This window comes from Bacillus infantis (assembly GCF_050107595.1).
GTDB lineage: Bacteria > Bacillota > Bacilli > Bacillales > Cytobacillaceae > Bacillus_AB > Bacillus_AB infantis_C.
On the sequence record NZ_JBNILH010000001.1, the window covers coordinates 527,197 to 542,573 of the forward strand.

The window sequence follows — 15,377 nt, forward strand, 5'->3', positions numbered from 1 at the left end:
CAGTGCATCCAGTGGTGTGCTGCCTTTTTATTTCCTTTGACATATGATAAGCATGCAGGGAGAGGTGGAATTTGTTGAGTATCAGCCTACTTTTTCTGAAACTCCACTAGTTCCTCCAGTGAATGATGCGCCTTTTTTATCGATGAGAATATGTTTTCGTTTTGTTTTGCCTGCTCTCCGACAGAGGCGGAAAGCTCTTCGAGGGCGGAGCTTGCCTGCTCGATCACAGAGCTGAATTCTGTGACTGCATTCCCGATCGAATGGGAAGATTCCTTGATTTGCCTAGTCATGGAGCTGTATCTTGCAATATCCTCTTTCAGTCTGATGAAGGCTGTGAAAATCTCCTCAAACGCCTGCTGGGTATCTGAAGTGAGTGTCAGGTTGCCGGTAATGGTTTTTCCTGCAGCTCCCAGGTCTTCTTTGGCGGCTTCTGTCTCTGAAATTACCTCCTGCAGATTTTCAGAAATCAGGATGGCCGTTTTCCTTGTCAGGTCGGCGAGCTTTCTGACTTCATCTGCCACTACTGCGAATCCCTTCCCGCGTTCTCCTGCTCTGGCAGCCTCAATGGATGCATTCAATGCAAGCATATTTGTCTGAGATGCTATTTCCTGGATTGAATCGGTAAACGCCGCGGTATCCTGTATCCGCAGTGAAAGGCTGCTCATCTTCACAATTGCACTCTGCATCTCCTCATAAGATATGCTCATTTCTTCAGCCAATCTGCCTACCAGGGCATCGCCTGTTTGGGTGATCAGCTCGGCAGCAGCTGCATCCTGATGGAGTTTTTCCGAAAGGGTGGTAGTATCTTCTGCCTGCTTGTTTGCAACTGCCAATGATTGGTTGATTCCCATGATTGCCCCGGCCTGGGTCTGCATTCCGGCGGAAACCTCGGCGATCGAGTGGGACATGGAATATGCAGCCTCAAAGTTTTGGCCGCTCCTCTCTTTCACCTGTTCGATCATTTCAGAAATATCAGCTGTACTCTTGCCTATGGCCTTCCTGATCTCCTGGTCGATTTTCAGCAGCTGTGCTGTCTTTTCCTGAGAAAGAACAATGTTCTCGGCCAGCTTGCGCGAAATGGAGAATTGAAATGAAAGTAGTACAGTTACTAATAGATAAAGCAGATAAACAGTCACATAATTTTTCATTTCCAATGGAAGGATGTCATGGTGTAGTGCTGCAAAGATTGTTATGAGTAAGATTCCAAGCAAAAAAGCCAGCCAGAGCAAGAGTGTATCCATATAGATGGCTGCCGCAGCAATGATGAAATATGCGAGGAAAAAAGCTGTTGGCGAGACGCTGTTTTCCATGATGATGAACATGACGGCAGTAATCAGGATCATGCTTGTGTACGGAACGATATGAATGGCGGATGGAATGCGGTGCAGCATCCAGACAACGCAGAAGCCTATGCCCCCGGCAATCAGAATGGCAAGGATGACAGCCAGTTCCTTTTTCATTATAATATCTACAGCAGCAGCCAGTATAACGCTTACAAAAGTCGATTTGACAATCAGTGAATTTTTCCGGGCCAAATCTTCCCTTTTTATGCTCTCAAGCTTTTCCATTATGGTTTCCTCCGTCGAAAAAAGTCTAATGCTGTAAGTTTCGCTGTGCATAGGCATATTTCCTCTGCGGAATTTCACAAAAATTGAAAAAAACATTAAAATAGAAGGGCAGAATGCAAAAAGGTCCTGCAGCTTGAAAGAAGCCGGTTGAACTTTGGTGTGGTCTTATCGTATGATATTAGTATCTAGTCATAATTTATTTAGGACAAGGGGTGCCGAATGGTATGTTAAAAGTACAAGAAATACGCGAGCTGATTAAACTGGTTGATCAGTCTACAATTGATGAATTTGAATATGAGCATGAAGGATCAAAAATAAAAATGAAAAAAAGCGCGCTGGCAGAGGCTGTTGTTCAGCCTGCAGCAGTCCAAAGAGCCGTTGAGATTCCTGTCCAGCAGCCTGCTGCGCCTGCAGCTCCAATTCAGGAGGCAGCCCCGGCTGCCGTTCAGGAAGCTCCAAAAGAAACTGTACAGGATGCTGGCTTACATAAAATCACTTCGCCAATGGTGGGGACTTTCTATGCTTCTCCGTCTCCGGATGCTGATGTATACGTCAAGGCAGGTTCAAAAGTTTCCAAGGATTCTGTCGTATGCATTGTTGAAGCAATGAAGCTGTTCAACGAAATTGAAGCAGAAGTGAATGGGGAAATTGTGGAAATACTGGTGAAAGACGGCCAGCTGGTCGAATACGGACAGCCATTATTTTTGGTGAAGCCTGAGTAAGGAGAGCTTTCGATGATAAAAAAATTACTAATTGCAAACAGAGGGGAAATTGCTGTACGGATCATCCGTGCCTGCAAAGAAATGGACATAGAATCTGTTGCTGTCTATTCGGAAGCTGATAAAGAAGCATTGCATGTACAATTGGCTGATGAAGCATACTGCATCGGTCCGACAGCCTCCAAAGACAGCTATCTTAACTTTACGAATATCATTAGTGTTGCTAAACTGACAGGGTGTGATGCCATCCATCCCGGCTATGGATTCCTGGCGGAAAATGCTGCTTTTGCAGAGTTGTGCCGTGAATGCAACATCATCTTTGTCGGCCCGACTCCCGAAGCCATCAATAAAATGGGCACAAAGGATATTGCCCGTGAAACAATGAGAGAAGCGGGAGTGCCGATTGTCCCTGGTTCACAGGGTGTCATAAAGGATGTGGATGATGCCAAGGCACTGGCCGAAAAAATTGATTATCCCGTTATCATCAAGGCGACGGCCGGCGGTGGAGGTAAAGGAATCCGTGTAGCCCGCACCGAGGAAGAGCTGGTGAAGGGAATCAATATCACCCAGCAGGAGGCCCTGACTGCTTTTGGCAATCCTGGCGTTTACATTGAAAAATATATAGAAGATTTTCGCCATGTGGAAATTCAGGTGCTTGCTGATAATTATGGCAATACGCTTCATTTAGGCGAGAGGGACTGCTCGATTCAAAGAAGGCTTCAAAAACTCCTTGAAGAGACGCCATCTCCTGCACTCGACGGAGAAATCCGTGAAGAAATGGGGGCAGCCGCCGTTAAAGCTGCAAAAGCGGTTGATTATACAGGCGCCGGCACTGTAGAATTTATATATGACTATCAGAACCGAAAGTTCTATTTCATGGAAATGAATACCAGGATACAGGTAGAGCATCCTGTCACAGAAATGGTGACGGGAGTGGATCTGATCAAAGAACAGATCAAGGTGGCATCCGGTGAAAAACTTGCCCTTCGCCAGGACGAAGTTACTTTCAATGGCTGGGCGATCGAATGCAGGATCAATGCGGAAAACCCGGAGAAGAACTTTATGCCTTCAGCCGGGAGGATCAGTATGTATCTGCCTCCAGGAGGCCTTGGTGTCCGGGTCGATTCTGCAGCCTATCCGGGCTATATGATTCCGCCTTATTATGACAGCATGATTGCGAAGGTCATTACTTATGGCAGCAGCCGGGAAGAAGCCATTTCCCGCATGAAGAGGGCTTTAAGCGAATTTGTGGTCGAAGGCGTACACACGACCATTCCATTCCATCTTAAGCTGCTCAGCCACGAGAAATTTGTGGAAGGACAGTTCAATACCAAGTTCCTTGAGATGTACGAAGTGATGAAGTCTGAAGATTAACCGGAGGTGCTGTAATGAGCGAGAACATTTTGGAAATGAGCCAGGGAAACACTGGGCATGGAAAAGTAGAAATAGCTCCTGAAGTGATTGAAGTGATTGCAGGAATCGCTGCCTCTGAGGTAGAAGGAGTTGCACAGATGCGCGGCAATTTCGCCTCAGGAGTCGTCGAGCGTTTAGGCAAGAAAAATCATGGTAAAGGCGTCAAGGTTGAATTGACTGAGGAGGGCATCAAGGTCGAGGTGTACTGTCTGATGAAATTTGGCATCTCCATCCCTGCCGTGGCCCAGGAAATCCAGGATAATATCCGCCAGGCTTTGTTGAATATGACTGCTCTTGAAGCACAGGAAATCAATATTCATGTGGTGGGCATTTTATTCGAGAACCAGAAGCTTGAGCCGGAAGTTGAACAGGAAATCTGATCAGAAGAGCCAAAGACAGCTAATGTCTTTGGCTCTTTCCATTACTGGACCTGATGAAGGATATGGAACTTTCTTGCAGATAGTATCAAAAAACACCTATGAATCTAAGGCATAATGGCAAAAATATTGATGAAGGCTGTGCGAACCTGCTTTACTTATGCTATTATCTTCTTATGTTTATTTGGACAAAGATGCCTAAAAGGAGTTAAAGAATATAATGAAAAGAAGAACAGCGAGAGAAAAAGCATTACAGGCCCTGTTTCAGATTGATGTGAGCCAGGCAGACCCTTCGGAAGCAATCGACCATGTGCTCGAGGGAGAAGAAAGCGACGACTATCTCACACTTCTGGTAACCGGTGTCCTGGAAAATAAAGAGGAAATTGACAATATGATCAAACAGTATCTTGAAAAATGGAAGCTGGAACGCCTTGCAACAGTTGATCGCAACCTTCTCCGCCAAGGGGTCTATGAGCTGAAATACAGCAAAGACGTCCCTGCAAATGTTGTCATTGATGAGGCGATTGAAATTGCGAAGATATTTGGCGATGACCAGTCCAGCCGTTTCATCAACGGCGTTCTCTCGAAGGTGAAGGATAGCCTGGAAGCTTAATGTTCTGCCTTTCCAGGCTTTACGTAAGCATTAATTGCCCTGTCTCTATCCAGTTTAAATGTGCGATATGCAGCCGTTTTGGCGTGACGGATGGCCTTATTTAAACTTATAATAGGGAAGGGCTTTTTACGCTGTTTAGATTATTATACACAAACGGCAAATTGCATTTGGATACCCAGCCCTTTAAAAGGAGTATGCTATGAAGGAAAAGCGTTATCTGACCGTAGGCGCTCTTACTAAATACATAAAACGAAAATTCGACCATGATCCGCATCTGCAGGAGATTTTTGTCAAAGGCGAAATCTCTAATTTCAAGAGGCATTCAAGCGGACATATGTACTTCACGCTGAAGGATGAGAAATCCCGGATCCTGGCAGTCATGTTTTCCAGTTCTGCACGTTCAGTGAAGTTTGAACCTGAGAACGGAATGAAGGTCCTGATCAGCGGTGAAATCTCCGTCTACGAGCCGAGCGGGCAGTATCAGATTTATGTCAAGCAGATGCAGCCGGATGGAGTAGGGGATCTTTTCCTGGCCTTTGAGCAGCTGAAGGAAAGGCTCCAGAAAGAGGGGCTGTTTGCTCCAGAACGCAAAAGGCCCATCCCGAAATTCCCGAAAACAGTCGGAGTTATAACCTCTCCGACAGGAGCTGCAGTAAGAGATATCATCACAACAATAAAAAGGCGCTTTCCGATTGCCAATATATTGATCTATCCGGCACTTGTACAGGGCGCTCAGGCAGCTCCTTCTGTCGCTGGTGCCATCGAACTTGCAAACCGGCAGGCCGAGGCTGATGTCCTGATTGCCGGGCGGGGCGGAGGTTCGATCGAAGAGCTGTGGGCCTTCAATGAAGAGCAGGTAGCCAGAGCGATCGTTGGATCTTCCATTCCGGTCATATCGGCTGTGGGGCATGAAACCGACTTTACAATTGCCGATTTTGCCGCCGACCGCCGGGCGCCCACACCAACCGGGGCGGCCGAAATTGCGGTTCCGCATATCGATGAATTGGCTGAACGGATTTTAAACCGCCAGTCCAGGCTTATCAGGGCGATGAAGGAAAGGGCAGTTCTGCAGAGGGAACGATTGGGCAGGCTTCAGAAATCTTATGCCTTCCGCTACCCGCAGCGGCTGTATGAACAAAAGCTTGAACAGGCAGACAGGATGACAGAACAGCTTAAAAGAAGCGCAGGCAGGCTTGCAGAGCTGAAAAGCGAGGAGCGGGACAGGCTGCTGCAAAGGCTTCTGAGGAATCATCCGAAAGATTTGTACAACGAAGCGAAGGAAACTCATTTACGCGGCAACCGTGCACTCGGCAGAGCTATGAAAGAGGTTTTGACCAAGAAGCAGAAGGAATTCGGCGGTATGGTTTCTACCCTTGAGGCACTGAGTCCGCTTAAGATTATGGACAGGGGCTACAGCTTGGCCTACAGCGGGGAAGGCAGGCTCCTGAAGAGTGTCTCCCAGGTTGAAAAGGGCGATGATGTCCAAGTGAAATTGGCAGATGGAACTTTTAATTGCAAGGTGACAGGCAAAGAGGAGTGATAAAAATGGCTGCAGAAGAAAAACTCACATTCGAAGAAGCGATGAATAAGCTTGAAGGAATTGTAGAAAAGCTGGAAGAAGGCGATGTGCCGCTCGAAGAGGCCATTACCATCTATAAGCAGGGCATGGAGCTGTCAAAGCTGTGCCATGATAAACTGCAAAGGGTGGAAGAACAGCTGACGGAGGTTCTGACTGAAGAAGGCAAGAAAGAACCGTTTGTCGTTGAGGAGGAGGAATAATGGTGCCGGATGTACAGCTTGATTCTTTTTCAGAGGTCCATATAAAGATGCTTGAGCGTGAGCTTGAGGAAAGTATCGGCAGGCTTGCCGCCCCGGAGGTGCTGAAGGAGGCCATGCATTATTCCCTCCAGGCAGGGGGCAAAAGGATCAGGCCGCTCCTCGTATTCGCTACCCTGAAGGCTTTTGGGGAAGATACAAAAAAAGGCCTGCAGGCTGCCGCTGCTGTGGAGATGATCCATACCTACTCTCTTATACATGATGACCTCCCAAGCATGGATGATGATGATCTCAGGAGGGGGAAGCCGACCAGCCATAAGGTGTTTGGCGAGGCAAATGCCATCCTTGCTGGAGATGCACTGCTCACATACAGCTTCCAGCTTCTTGCACAGATAGCTCCTGAGCATGCTGATGCGGAAGTGAAACTGGCTCTGATCAATGAGCTTGCCAGGGCTTCGGGTGCTGAAGGCATGGTCGGCGGGCAGACGGCAGATATTGAAGGAGAGGACAAAGACCTTGACCTTGAAGAGCTTGAATACATACATGTGCACAAAACAGGCAAGCTCCTTGCATTCAGTGTTGCGGCAGGAGCCCTCCTCTCGCGTGCAGAGGAAAGCAAGCTGAATAGCCTGAATGAATTTGCCCACCATCTTGGCCTTGCTTTCCAAATCAGGGATGATATCCTTGACCTGGAAGGAAATGAAGAGGTCCTTGGAAAGCCGGTTGGCAGCGATGAGACCAACAATAAAAGCACCTACCCATCCATTCTTACAATGGAAGGGGCAAACCAGGCGCTTGAACATCATATAAGGATGGCAAAGGCCCGGCTGCAGGAAACAGGCCTTGAAATCCAGCTGCTGGAGGAGATAACCAATCTGGTGGCGAACAGAGATCACTGATTTATTGGCATTTCCGGTAAATGCCGGATATGAGATGGAAGCCGTTTGCCGCATCGGGCCGACGGCTTTTTCTTTGGATAGGATGTATTGATGTTGCAGCTTGTTGATAGTGCAGAGTTCCCTGTTTGCATGCTGCAGCTTTAAGCTTTTGTTATTTAAACTGCCCCTGCCTTTCAGCAGGTGTAGATGCCGCAAAAGGGAAATCAGTTGGAAAAACGGGTGCAATGCGTTACTCTTATGGTACAATGCAGGGAATATGCTTTATTTTGTTGTGGAAACTTGTCATATCGTTATAATAAAAGAGAATCCATAACAACAGAGTTTTAAAAAGAAATGAAAGTGAGTGATCCAAGACATGGATCTATTATCAATTAAGGACCCTTCATTTTTAAAAGGGCTCTCAAATAAAGAACTGGAAGATCTCAGCCAGGATATCAGAAATTTTCTTATAGAAAAACTTTCAGTAACAGGCGGACATATCGGACCCAACCTGGGTGTCGTCGAACTGACGATTGCCCTTCATAAATGCTTTGAAAGCCCGAAGGATAAGTTTCTTTGGGATGTGGGCCACCAGTCTTATGTCCATAAGATCCTTACAGGCAGAGCCTGCGAATTTGATACGCTCAGGCAATATAAAGGCCTTTGCGGCTTTCCGAAGCGGATTGAAAGCGAGCATGATGTGTGGGAGACCGGGCACAGCTCGACTTCTTTATCAGCAGCCATGGGCATGGTTATTGCGAGGGATTTGAAAAAAGAGGACTCCCATATCGTCCCGATCATCGGGGATGGTGCACTGACAGGCGGGATGGCTCTTGAAGCGCTCAATCATATCGGACATGAGCAAAAGAATATGATTGTTATCCTCAATGATAATGAAATGTCGATCGCACCAAATGTCGGGGCCCTGCACAATGTTCTCGGAAAACTCCGGACAGCCGGCAAATACCAGTGGGTGAAGGATGAGCTCGAGCTTCTGCTCAAAAAAGTCCCTGCAGTCGGCGGAAAGCTTGCTTCAACTGCTGAAAGAGTAAAAGACAGTTTGAAATATCTATTGGTTTCAGGCATGTTTTTTGAGGAAATGGGTTTTACGTACTTAGGCCCGATCGATGGCCACAATTTCGAAGAACTGTTTGAAACGCTCAGCTATGCAAAGAAAACAGAAGGCCCGGTCCTTCTGCACGTGATCACCAAGAAGGGGAAAGGATATTCCCCTGCTGAAAAGGATAAAGTCGGGACTTGGCACGGGACAGGCCCATACAAAATTGACACAGGTGACTTTGTCAAACCGATCAACCCTCCGCCTGCCTGGAGCAAGCTTGTCAGTGAAACTGTGAGGAAGCTGGCGAGAGAGGACAGCAGGATCGTTGCAATCACTCCTGCCATGCCTGTCGGATCAAAGCTTGAGGGCTTTGCCGGCGAGTTCCCGGACCGCATGTTTGATGTGGGGATAGCGGAGCAGCATGCAACAACTGTCGCAGCAGGGCTTGCCACACAAAATATGAAGCCGTTCCTGGCTATCTATTCGACCTTCCTGCAGCGCGCCTATGACCAGGTTGTGCATGACATCTGCCGCCAGAACCTGAATGTCTTCATCGGTATCGACCGGGCAGGCCTTGTGGGCGCTGACGGTGAAACCCATCAGGGTGTCTTTGATATCGCCTTCATGAGGCATGTGCCGAATCTGGTCATGATGATGCCAAAAGATGAAAATGAAGGCCAGCATATGGTCAACACAGCTCTTGCATATGATGACGGCCCGATTGCGATGCGCTTCCCAAGAGGCAACGGAATTGGTGTACCGATGGATGAGACACTGATCAAGATTCCTATCGGCACTTGGGAAGTGCTGAAGGAAGGGGACGATGCTGCAATCCTTACCTTTGGTACAACGATCCCGATGGCGATGGAAGCAGCAGATCAGCTGGAAAGGCAGGGCTACTCAATAAAAGTCGTCAATGCCAGGTTCATCAAGCCGCTTGACAAGAAGATGCTGTCAGAAATATTAAGTTTGAATATGCCGATACTAACTATAGAAGAAGCTATCCTGCAGGGCGGATTCGGAAGCGCCGTCCTTGAGTTTGCCCATGAAAACGGGTTCCATCAGGCAGCTGTCGAACGCATGGGAATCCCTGATGAGTATATTGAACATGGAAGCGTAAAGGAATTGCTCGAAGAAATCGGCCTGACCTCCGAGATGGCCGTTCAAAAGCTCGCAAAGCTGGCGAGAAAAAAACAAAAAAGGGCTTAACAGATGAAAAGTAAGAAAGAACGTTTAGATGTATTGCTGGTAGAAAGAGGGCTTATCGAGACAAGGGAAAAAGCAAAGCGAGCCATCATGGCCGGGCTTGTATATACGAATGAAAACCGCCTCGATAAGCCTGGTGAAAAGGTCGGCGCTGATATACCGCTGACAGTTAAAGGCAAGCTGATCCCCTATGTCAGCCGCGGCGGACTGAAGCTGGAAAAGGCAATCAAACAGTTTGATGTGGACGTTTCAGGAAAGGTGCTTCTTGATATTGGGGCATCAACCGGCGGCTTCACTGACTGTGCGCTTCAGAATGGGGCGAAAATGTCATATGCATTGGATGTGGGCTATAATCAGCTTGCCTGGAAGCTCAGGCAGGACGAGCGGGTGGAGGTAATGGAAAGGACCAACTTCCGCTATGTGACTCCTGCCGATCTGGCAGGGGAGATGCCTGACTTTGCGTCGATTGATGTATCATTTATTAGCTTGAAGCTTATTTTGCCTGTTCTGAAAACTCTGCTGGTTTCCGGGAGTGATATTATTGCGCTTGTAAAGCCGCAGTTTGAAGCAGGACGTGAGCAGGTCGGAAAAAAAGGGATTGTCCGCGATCCTAAGGTCCATGCAGACGTCATTGAGCGAATGATCCGCTTTTCCCTGGAACAGGGCTATGATGTCAGAAACCTTTCCTATTCCCCCATAACAGGAGGGGACGGCAATATTGAGTTCCTTCTTCACCTGAGGTGGGAAGGGGAAAAGGAAACAGGCGAAAATGGACTTTCTGCTTCTGTGGATGAAGTAGTCAAGGAAGCTCATACTGAGCTGAAATCAAAGCAGCAGAAAGAAGAGGAATAAGCATCAGGCTTATTCCTTTTTTTCGGCGCCGGGCCTTCGAATCTTGGCGATTCCTGGCTATTCCTGCTGCCTATTGCAGAAAAAATTGTACATTCAGCAGAAAATCGGCTAACATATGGATAGAAATCAGGTTTCGACTGCCTATAGAGGTGATAAAGTGAATAAAGGACAACGCCATATCAAAATAAGAGACATCATTGCCAATAACGATATTGAAACACAGGATGATCTTGTAGACGAGCTGAAAAATGCCGGTTTTAATGTGACGCAGGCAACTGTGTCAAGGGATATAAAAGAATTGCATCTTGTAAAAGTTCCTTTAATGGATGGAAGATATAAATACAGCCTGCCGGCGGATCAAAGGTTCAATCCGCTGCAGAAACTAAAACGCAATTTAATGGATGCTTTTGTCCGGATTGATACTGCCGGCCATTTGCTGGTTATGAAAACGCTGCCCGGGAATGCGATGGCAATCGGCGCGCTGATAGATAATCTTGACTGGGAAGAAATTCTCGGTACGATATGCGGCGATGATACTTGCCTGATTATCTGCAAAACACCTGAAGATACTGAAGTGATATCCAACCGCTTCATCGATATGCTTTAAATTGGGGTGAAAATCTTTGCTAAGTGAATTATCCATTAAAAATTTCGCTATTATAGAGGCCCTTTCTGTTTCTTTTGAAAAGGGCTTAACTGTATTGACGGGGGAAACGGGTGCAGGCAAATCAATCATCATCGATGCTATCCACCTTTTAGTGGGAGGCCGGGGCTCTTCAGAGTTTGTACGGCACGGCGAACAGAAAGCTGAAATCGAAGGGCTTTTTCAAATTGACGGCCCGGATCATCCCTGCTATAGAAAATCAAGGGAGTTCGGGATTGACATTGAGGAAGGGATGGTCGTCCTTCGCCGTGATATTTCACGTACAGGCAAGAGTGTATGCCGGGTGAACGGGAAGCTGGTGACGATTGCTGCGCTCCGGGAGATCGGGTCGACCATCATCGACATCCATGGACAGCATGAGCACCAGGAATTGATGGATGAAACCCTTCATTTATCTTTGCTTGATCAGTTCGGCTCTGAGGAAATCATGCCGGCCCTGCACGAATACCTGGAAGTATTCCAATCGTATGAACAAACAGCTAAAAAGCTCAGGAATTTGAGCGAGAATGAACAGCAGATGGCCCATAGGCTTGATCTGATTCAATTTCAGCTGGAGGAAATTGAGACAGCCCGGCTGAAAATCAACGAAGACGAAGAGCTGTATGAAGAAAAAACGAAGCTCGGAAATTTTGAACGGATATATGACAGCATGCAGGCTGGCTACACAGCACTGCATGGGGAGCAAAAGGGACTGGACTGGATCGGCCTTGTCATGGGGCACCTGCAGGAGGCTGCTGAATTGGATTCTGAATATAAGGAAATGGCCGATGCCGTATCCAACAGTTTCTATATGCTTGAGGATGTTTCAAGCAGTCTGAGGAGCAAGCTCGATTTTCTTGAATATGATCCTGCAAGGCTGAATGAAATTGAAGAAAGGCTGACAGAAATCAACCAGCTGAAAAGGAAATATGGCAAGACAATCGAGGAAATCCTCGAATATGCATCAGGGATAGAAGAAGAAATCGAGACACTGCAGAATAAGGAAACACATATTGACCAGCTTCAAAGGGAGCTTTCCTCCCTTCAGAAGGACCTGAGCCTTGAAGCTGAACAATTAACCAGGCTTCGGAGAAAGAGTGCAAAGAAGCTCACCTCTCTCATTCATAAGGAATTGAAAGAGCTGTATATGTCGAAGACGGTGTTCGAAGTGAATTTCGAGGAATTGTCCAGCCGCGGCTACCACCGCAACGGTGCTGACAAGATAGAATTTTATATATCCACCAATCCGGGCGAACCGCTCAAGCCCCTTTCCAAAGTTGCCTCAGGCGGTGAGCTGTCCAGAATCATGCTGGCCCTGAAAAGCATCTTCTCAAAGCATCAGGGGGTCACATCGATTATCTTCGATGAGGTTGACACAGGAGTCAGCGGCCGCGTCGCACAGGCCATTGCGGAGAAAATCCATCATGTTTCCAGGGATTCACAGGTTCTTTGCATTTCACACCTTCCCCAGGTTGCTGCAATGGCAGATACACATCTGTTCATCGCAAAGTCTACACGTGACGGCAGAACCAAGACGACAGTGAAACCGCTCAATTCCGAGGATAAAATCAAGGAAATCGGACGGATGATATCCGGGGTGGAAATTACTGATTTGACGAAAGAGCATGCAAAAGAATTGCTTCAGCTTGCCCAGCAAATAAAAATAACTTGAAAAGCTATCCAAAGAGGGTAGCTTTTTTTATATGGGCAAAGGTTATAAATGCTCACTAAGGAGGCAAAATTAAAGATGTAGCCATTTGACGAGTGGACTAGAAGCGAGGAGAGTGAAGGTTTTGAATTTAGAGCTACTAAGAAAAATAATTGGTGGAATTCTCCTTGTTTCATTAATTGCAGCAGGGTTTTCCAAACCCTTTCAAGAATATATCAGCATTCCCAAAGAGATTACCCTATTTGAAGGTGAAACATACAATTTCAGCAAGGCGGCACCTGTATCAGCATCAATGAAAACAGAAGCGGCGGCAGCTCTTAAGCAGGAGGGAAGCCAGGTTGCCGTACAGGGAAAAAAAATTGGAAAAGACGAAATGCTGCTTGAACTGGCAGGATTTCCAGTAAAGAAAGTTGATGTAAATGTATTAAAGGATTTTAAGGTCATTCCCGGAGGCCAGTCAATCGGGGTTAAACTGAATACGGTCGGAGTGCTGGTTGTAGGTCATCACCTTGTGGATGCAAAAGACGGAAAAGCGTCCCCCGGCGAAACTGCAGGAATCAAAGTAGGAGATATCATCACACAGATAAACGGCCAAGATATTGAGAAGATGTCCGATGTGGCGCCTTTTGTCCAGGAAGCCGGACAAACTGGCAAGGCAATGAAGCTTACACTTACAAGGGAGAACGGAAAAATCAGCACAGAATTGACGCCCCTTAAAGATAAGTCGGAAAATAACTTTAAACTGGGCCTGTATATAAGGGATTCTGCAGCCGGAATCGGCACCATGACCTTTTATCATCCAGGTTCTATGAAATATGGAGCCCTGGGCCACGTTATTAGTGATATGGATACAAAAAAACCAATCGTTGTCGATGATGGGCAAATTGTCCGTTCGACTGTTACATCCATTGAAAAAGGAAGCAACGGAAATCCGGGCGAAAAGCTCGCAAGATTTTCTTCAGATAAACAGGTGATTGGAAATATCAAAAGAAACAGCCCCTTTGGCATTTTTGGCGAACTGAACAGGGGCATGAAAAACGGCGTGCTTGATAAGCCGATGCCTATAGCGCTTTCGCATCAGGTAAAAGAAGGGCCCGCCAAGATCCTTACGGTTGTAGATGATGACGAGGTAGACCTGTTTGATATTGAGATTGTCAGCACTATACCGCAGAAGTTTCCGGCTACAAAAGGGATGGTCATTAAAGTTACAGATCCTGAGCTGCTCGATAAGACCGGCGGAATTGTCCAGGGGATGAGCGGGAGCCCGATCATTCAGAACGAAAAGGTTGTCGGGGCAGTCACACACGTGTTCGTAAATGATCCTACCAGCGGATACGGCGTCCATATCGAGTGGATGCTTAATGAAGCAGGAATAGACATTTATGAAAAAAGCGAAGAAAAAGCAAGCTGAAATGCATCGATGAAGAAGGCATGCACCAGGCCTTCTTTTTTTTGTCCAATTTAAAGAATAATCGACAAAATCAACCTAAATCAAAAAAGTATTTGCGAATAAAGTCGAATGTGGGAGAAAACAGAAGAAAAATAAAGGTTTTATCAGGTTTTTAAGAAAAGTTCAAAAAACAAAAGGAATTTCGGTTGCATTGTCGAATTTGTCATTTAGAATAGAACTAGATAGAAAAAGAGACCACAAATGGATTTGAGGAGGAAACAATACGTGAGAAAAATAAAAGTATGTATCGTGGATGACAATCGCGAGCTTGTCGGGCTTCTGGAAGAATATATCGCTTCCCAGGAGGATATGGAAGTGAGCGGGGTGGCCCATAATGGCCAGGAATGCCTGGAAGTGCTCGAAGAAACTGAACCGGACGTTCTTGTCCTTGATATAATCATGCCTCATCTGGATGGGCTGGGAGTGCTTGAAAAGCTGCGTGAATCGCGGAGGTCAACAATGCCGAATGTCATCATGCTTACTGCTTTCGGCCAGGAGGATGTTACGAAAAAAGCAGTGGATCTTGGGGCTTCATATTTCATTCTCAAACCATTTGATATGGAGAATCTCGCCGGTCATATCCGCCAGGTGAGCGGCAAATCCAACCCGGTCATCCGCAAATCCCAGTCATCCGCCTACAGAAGCCAAACGGAATCCAAGCCTAAGAATCTTGATGCAAGCATCACTAGCATCATTCATGAAATTGGCGTACCTGCCCACATTAAAGGGTATTTATATTTGCGCGAAGCAATATCCATGGTCTATAACGATATTGAACTGCTCGGATCCATTACAAAGGTCCTTTACCCGGATATAGCCAAAAAGTATAATACAACTGCCAGCAGGGTAGAAAGGGCGATCCGCCATGCAATCGAGGTGGCATGGAGCAGGGGGAATATCGATTCCATTTCTTCTCTTTTCGGCTACACTGTAAGCATGACAAAAGCAAAGCCCACCAACTCAGAATTCATCGCGATGGTCGCTGATAAACTGCGCCTCGAGCATAAAGCTTCTTGAAAGGGTTAGGCATTTTTAAGGTTTTTTTAATTTATGCCGCGGCTGCCTGACAGAAGACCTTAAAAATGAAATCATATTCTTTTAAAGTTGAGCATTCCATTCTGGGGTGCTTTTTATTTTTTGAATGGCTTTGTTA

Annotated in this window: 14 protein-coding genes; 13 read left to right on the forward strand and 1 reads right to left on the reverse strand. The window is 46.6% G+C overall.

Annotation, left to right across the window (positions count from 1 at the left end):
* Positions 1–86: 86 nt before the first annotated feature.
* A complete protein-coding gene (locus tag ACQCVH_RS02655; RefSeq protein ID WP_426834316.1) occupies positions 87–1,664 on the reverse strand; it encodes a methyl-accepting chemotaxis protein in 1,578 nt (525 codons plus the stop codon).
* 128 nt (positions 1,665–1,792) lie between these two features.
* Between ACQCVH_RS02655 and accB the strand changes: the two genes are divergently transcribed.
* From accB to spo0A, 13 genes are all read left to right on the forward strand, one after another.
* The gene (gene accB / locus ACQCVH_RS02660) at positions 1,793–2,290 is read left to right on the forward strand and encodes an acetyl-CoA carboxylase biotin carboxyl carrier protein (protein WP_426834317.1); all 498 of its coding nucleotides are present in this window, start codon (positions 1,793–1,795) and stop codon (positions 2,288–2,290) included.
* A gap of 12 nt (positions 2,291–2,302) precedes the next feature.
* Positions 2,303–3,661 carry an acetyl-CoA carboxylase biotin carboxylase subunit gene (gene accC / locus ACQCVH_RS02665; protein WP_426834318.1) on the forward strand — a complete coding sequence of 453 codons (1,359 nt, stop codon included), beginning with the start codon at positions 2,303–2,305 and terminating at the stop codon, positions 3,659–3,661.
* 14 nt (positions 3,662–3,675) lie between these two features.
* Positions 3,676–4,080: an Asp23/Gls24 family envelope stress response protein gene (locus ACQCVH_RS02670; protein ID WP_426834319.1), complete on the forward strand. Its 405-nt coding sequence runs from the start codon at positions 3,676–3,678 to the stop codon at positions 4,078–4,080.
* 217 nt (positions 4,081–4,297) lie between these two features.
* Positions 4,298–4,690 carry a transcription antitermination factor NusB gene (gene nusB, locus ACQCVH_RS02675; RefSeq protein ID WP_426834320.1) on the forward strand — a complete coding sequence of 131 codons (393 nt, stop codon included), beginning with the start codon at positions 4,298–4,300 and terminating at the stop codon, positions 4,688–4,690.
* Positions 4,691–4,889: 199 nt separating this feature from the next.
* Complete coding sequence (xseA, locus tag ACQCVH_RS02680; RefSeq protein WP_426834321.1) at positions 4,890–6,230, forward strand: exodeoxyribonuclease VII large subunit; 1,341 nt, start codon at positions 4,890–4,892, stop codon at positions 6,228–6,230.
* Positions 6,231–6,235: 5 nt separating this feature from the next.
* Complete coding sequence (locus ACQCVH_RS02685; protein ID WP_426834322.1) at positions 6,236–6,469, forward strand: exodeoxyribonuclease VII small subunit; 234 nt, start codon at positions 6,236–6,238, stop codon at positions 6,467–6,469.
* On the forward strand, positions 6,469–7,365 hold the full coding sequence (locus ACQCVH_RS02690) for a polyprenyl synthetase family protein (RefSeq protein ID WP_426834323.1): 897 nt from the start codon (positions 6,469–6,471) through the stop codon (positions 7,363–7,365). Before ACQCVH_RS02685 ends, ACQCVH_RS02690 begins: the two co-directional genes overlap by 1 nt.
* Before the next feature lie 355 nt (positions 7,366–7,720).
* On the forward strand, positions 7,721–9,613 hold the full coding sequence (dxs, locus tag ACQCVH_RS02695; RefSeq protein WP_426834324.1) for a 1-deoxy-D-xylulose-5-phosphate synthase: 1,893 nt from the start codon (positions 7,721–7,723) through the stop codon (positions 9,611–9,613).
* A 3-nt stretch (positions 9,614–9,616) separates the two neighbouring features.
* Entirely contained in the window at positions 9,617–10,462 is an 846-nt protein-coding gene (locus ACQCVH_RS02700) for a TlyA family RNA methyltransferase (protein WP_426834325.1), read from the forward strand.
* Positions 10,463–10,619: 157 nt separating this feature from the next.
* Complete coding sequence (gene ahrC, locus ACQCVH_RS02705; protein ID WP_009794964.1) at positions 10,620–11,069, forward strand: transcriptional regulator AhrC/ArgR; 450 nt, start codon at positions 10,620–10,622, stop codon at positions 11,067–11,069.
* Between the two features lie 16 nt (positions 11,070–11,085).
* Entirely contained in the window at positions 11,086–12,777 is a 1,692-nt protein-coding gene (gene recN, locus ACQCVH_RS02710; RefSeq protein ID WP_426834326.1) for a DNA repair protein RecN, read from the forward strand.
* A gap of 112 nt (positions 12,778–12,889) precedes the next feature.
* The gene (gene spoIVB / locus ACQCVH_RS02715) at positions 12,890–14,185 is read left to right on the forward strand and encodes a SpoIVB peptidase (RefSeq protein ID WP_426834437.1); all 1,296 of its coding nucleotides are present in this window, start codon (positions 12,890–12,892) and stop codon (positions 14,183–14,185) included.
* 264 nt (positions 14,186–14,449) lie between these two features.
* A complete protein-coding gene (gene spo0A, locus ACQCVH_RS02720; RefSeq protein WP_257991768.1) occupies positions 14,450–15,241 on the forward strand; it encodes a sporulation transcription factor Spo0A in 792 nt (263 codons plus the stop codon).
* Positions 15,242–15,377 lie beyond the last annotated feature (136 nt).

What these genes read in the sequence shown, in the direction of transcription:
- accC (WP_426834318.1), top strand. Translation starts at nt 2,303, where the DNA reads ATGATAAAAAAATTACTAATTGCAAACAGAGGGGAAATTGCTGTACGG.
- accB (WP_426834317.1), top strand. Translation starts at nt 1,793, where the DNA reads ATGTTAAAAGTACAAGAAATACGCGAGCTGATTAAACTGGTTGATCAG.
- nusB (WP_426834320.1), top strand. Translation starts at nt 4,298, where the DNA reads ATGAAAAGAAGAACAGCGAGAGAAAAAGCATTACAGGCCCTGTTTCAG.
- ACQCVH_RS02670 (WP_426834319.1), top strand. Translation starts at nt 3,676, where the DNA reads ATGAGCGAGAACATTTTGGAAATGAGCCAGGGAAACACTGGGCATGGA.
- ACQCVH_RS02700 (WP_426834325.1), top strand. Translation starts at nt 9,617, where the DNA reads ATGAAAAGTAAGAAAGAACGTTTAGATGTATTGCTGGTAGAAAGAGGG.
- ACQCVH_RS02690 (WP_426834323.1), top strand. Translation starts at nt 6,469, where the DNA reads ATGGTGCCGGATGTACAGCTTGATTCTTTTTCAGAGGTCCATATAAAG.
- dxs (WP_426834324.1), top strand. Translation starts at nt 7,721, where the DNA reads ATGGATCTATTATCAATTAAGGACCCTTCATTTTTAAAAGGGCTCTCA.
- ACQCVH_RS02655 (WP_426834316.1), bottom strand. Translation starts at nt 1,664, where the DNA reads ATGTTTTTTTCAATTTTTGTGAAATTCCGCAGAGGAAATATGCCTATG.
- xseA (WP_426834321.1), top strand. Translation starts at nt 4,890, where the DNA reads ATGAAGGAAAAGCGTTATCTGACCGTAGGCGCTCTTACTAAATACATA.
- ACQCVH_RS02685 (WP_426834322.1), top strand. Translation starts at nt 6,236, where the DNA reads ATGGCTGCAGAAGAAAAACTCACATTCGAAGAAGCGATGAATAAGCTT.